This is a genomic window from Pedobacter sp. HMWF019 (assembly GCF_003061025.1).
Taxonomy (GTDB): Bacteria; Bacteroidota; Bacteroidia; order Sphingobacteriales; family Sphingobacteriaceae; genus Pedobacter.
On record NZ_QAIL01000610.1, the window covers coordinates 1 to 3,541 of the forward strand.

Sequence of the window (3,541 nt, forward strand, 5' to 3'; positions counted from 1 at the left end):
GAGCATCAGTTCGTAAATATCGCATTGTAGGAGGCTTTAGACTGCAGATACTGCTGATAATTAAATAATTGTAAAGAAAATATATATTTTAAAATAAATAATTTATACTTTAATGAAAACGGATATCCTAGAGGAATTAAATATCAAAGGATTTGTAGATGAAGCAATTGACCCGACTCTGGATCTTTTTGAAGAAATTGAAAAACTGAAAAAAGAAAAGAACGCTATAGTACTGGCTCACTACTATCAAGAAGCTGATATACAGGATGTTGCTGATTACATTGGTGACAGCCTAGGTTTGTCACAGGAAGCTGCAAAGACTGAGGCCGACGTTATTGTGTTTGCTGGAGTTCATTTTATGGCAGAAACTGCAAAAATATTATCTCCGGAAAAAAAGGTGTTGCTGCCTGATTTAAAAGCGGGTTGTTCGCTGGCCGATAGCTGCCCGCCTCATTTATTTAAAAAATTTAAAGAAAAATATCCAGATCATTTGGTGATCACCTATGTAAATTGTACTGCAGAGTTAAAAGCATTAAGCGATATTGTGTGTACCTCAACCAATGCGGTACAAATTGTTGAGAGTTTGCCTAAAGATCAGAAAATTATTTTTGGACCGGATAAAAACCTTGGCGCATGGGTAGCAAAAAAAACTGGAAGAGATTTAGTTTTATGGAATGGTGCCTGTATGGTTCATGAAATTTTTTCCAGGGAAAAGATTACCAAACTAAAAGAAAGACATCCCAATGCAAAATTTATTGCGCATCCGGAATGTGAAGAAGCAGTTTTGCAAATGGCTGATTATATTGGCTCTACAACAGGATTGTTAAAATATTCCATCAATAGCGATGCACAAGAATTTATTGTGGCTACTGAAAGTGGGATTATTCACCAAATGGAAAAGGCAAGTCCGGGAAAAACTTTCATTCCAGCTCCTCCGACTAATAGTTGTGCTTGCAACGATTGCGCTTACATGAAGAGAAATACGCTTGAAAAATTGTATTTGTGTATGAAAAATGGTCTTCCGGAGGTTACTGTTCCTGCGAATATTATTGTGGAAGCGCGAAAACCAATCGAGAGAATGCTGGAGATATCAGCTAGTTTAGGCTTATAATTTAAAAGCAGGTGCTGTTGGTTTTTTCGGAAATTAAACGATAAAACCAATGTGGATAACCTGTTAATTGACTATATAACAATTAGATAATGTTTGAAAATAAAGAACGTACAGATCTTGCAGAATTAGGAGAATTTGGGCTGATCAAACACCTGACGGAACATTTTAAGATTCAGCATGAGAGTAGTGTAAAGGGGATTGGAGATGATGCAGCTGTATTAAGTTTTGGAGATAAACAGATCCTGATCTCTACAGATCTGCTGCTGGAAGGTGTACATTTTGATTTGGCATATGTACCTCTTATGCACCTGGGTTACAAGGCTGTACAGGTGAATTTAAGTGATATTTATGCTATGAACGGTGTCGCAACCCAAATTACCTTTTCCATTGGTCTGTCGAGTAAATTTCCACTGGAGGCTGTAGAGGAGATCTATAAAGGGGTTGAACTCGCCTGCAATAAATTCAATATTGATTTAATCGGGGGGGATACATCTTCAAGTAAACAAGGTTTGGTGATTAGTGTGACCAGTATTGGTTATGCAGACCAACAGGATATATGCTACCGTAATGGGGCAGGTGAAGGTGATCTGCTTTGTGTGAGTGGGGACCTTGGAGGTGCCTATGTTGGTCTACAGATTCTGGAAAGGGAAAAGCAAATTTTCCTGGAAAATCCTAATATTCAGCCTGATCTGGAAGGAAAGGACTATATTATTGAACGCCAGCTTAAACCTGAAGGCCGGAGAGATATCGTTGATTTGCTAGCGCAAATGAAGATAAAACCGACGGCGATGATTGATGTTTCAGATGGTCTGGCATCGGAGATTTTTCATCTGGCTACACAGTCTGGTGTGGGTTGTACTATTTATGAGGATAAGCTGCCAATTGATCCTATGACGTATGAAACGGCACGCGAACTTGGACTGGATCCCACTGTCTGTGCACTGAACGGCGGGGAAGATTATGAATTGTTATTCACAATTAAACAGGTTGATTATGAACGTTTAAAGCATGATGTTGACATTACGGTTATAGGTCATATGACAGATAAAAACTCAGGTTGCAAGATGATTTCCAAGTCTAATGTGGTTCATGAACTGAAAGCTCAGGGCTGGAACGCATTTAAATTATAATTGTTCTTCTTCGGCCAAAGCTGGGTCCAAAAATTTAGCATCAATCTGCTTATTTGTTTTTGCACCCAGCTTTTTAATTTTCTCAGAAGTGCTGGACAGATTTCCAGCCCCTGTAGAGAGTTTATTAATCGCTTTATCATAGGCATCCTGACTTTGCCTGATGTTACGTCCTATGGCCTCCATATCGCTTAAGAATCCAACAAACTTATCATACATGCTACCGCTCAACCTTGCGATCTCTAAAACATTCCTGTTCTGGCGTTCCTGCTTCCATATGCTGGCAATAGTGCGAAGAGTGGCCAGTAAGGTAGAGGGGCTTACAATAACGACTTTCCTGTCCCAGGCATAATTGAATAATTCCGCATCACTTTGTACAGCCAATCCAAAAGAGGATTCTATCGGAATGAAGAGCAGGACAAAATCGGGAGAATTAATTTGGTAGAGGTCTTGATAATTCTTTCCCGATAAGCCTTGTATATGGGCTTTAATGGATAAGATGTGAAGTTTAAGCTGATTTTCGCGTTCTTCTTCACTTTCTGCACTGACAAAGCGTTCATAAGCCACCAGGGAAACTTTTGAGTCGACTACAATATGTTTTTCATCAGGAAGATCGATCAGTACATCGGGTTGTAAGCGGGTGCCTTCTGCACCACTGAGGGAAGTTTGTATACGGTATTCCCTGTCTTTGACCAGTCCAGATCTTTCCAGTACACGTTCTAAGATCACTTCTCCCCAGTTGCCTTGTTTTTTGCTGTCACCTTTTAGCGCTTTGGTCAGATTGGTGGCATCTTCCTGTATTTGTTTGCTCTGTACCATGAGCTGTGAAATGACACCCTTAAGGGTATTCCGCTCGTCAGATTCAGTTTTATAGACCTTGTCTACCTTTTCCTCAAAGGCCTTGATATTTTCTCGCAGCGGGCTTAATATGCTGTCGAGGTTTACTTTATTCTGTTCGGTGAACTTCGAAGATTTTTCATCCAGGATCTTGTTGGCAATATTTTCAAATTCGAGTTTGAATTTATACTGGAGTTCGGCAATGTATTTTTCTTGTTCAGCTTGTTTAGCCAGCTGACTATGAAGGTTTTCTTCTGCTTTGATCAGTTTGCCCCGCTCCTGCATAAACAGATTTCTGAGGTCGTTTAATTCGTCTTCTGTTCTTGTTTTTTCTTCTTTAAGCCAGGCAATCGCTTTCTGGTGCTCCGATTCTTTGAGCTCAAGGAGATGAACGCCACTACCAGCATTTTTTTTGGTAAATAAAAAGATCAGGGCACATAAAATAAGCAGCAGCGAGGTCAGGATC

At 39.8% G+C, this 3,541-nt stretch carries 3 protein-coding genes; 2 read left to right on the forward strand and 1 reads right to left on the reverse strand.

Translation table 11 applies throughout. The features are described 5' to 3' along the window. The first annotated feature begins 112 nt into the window (after positions 1–112). Positions 113–1,111, forward strand: coding sequence for a quinolinate synthase NadA (gene nadA / locus DBR11_RS28745; RefSeq protein ID WP_108555955.1), 999 nt, complete (start codon positions 113–115; stop codon positions 1,109–1,111). Between the two features lie 89 nt (positions 1,112–1,200). Next, on the forward strand, positions 1,201–2,241 hold the full coding sequence (gene thiL, locus DBR11_RS28750; protein ID WP_108555956.1) for a thiamine-phosphate kinase: 1,041 nt from the start codon (positions 1,201–1,203) through the stop codon (positions 2,239–2,241). Here thiL and DBR11_RS28755 read toward each other — a convergent pair. Next, positions 2,236–3,540, reverse strand: a complete 1,305-nt coding sequence (locus tag DBR11_RS28755; protein ID WP_108555957.1) for a DNA recombination protein RmuC — start codon at positions 3,538–3,540, stop codon at positions 2,236–2,238. The genes thiL and DBR11_RS28755 overlap by 6 nt on opposite strands. Between the last annotated feature and the right edge of the window lies 1 nt (position 3,541).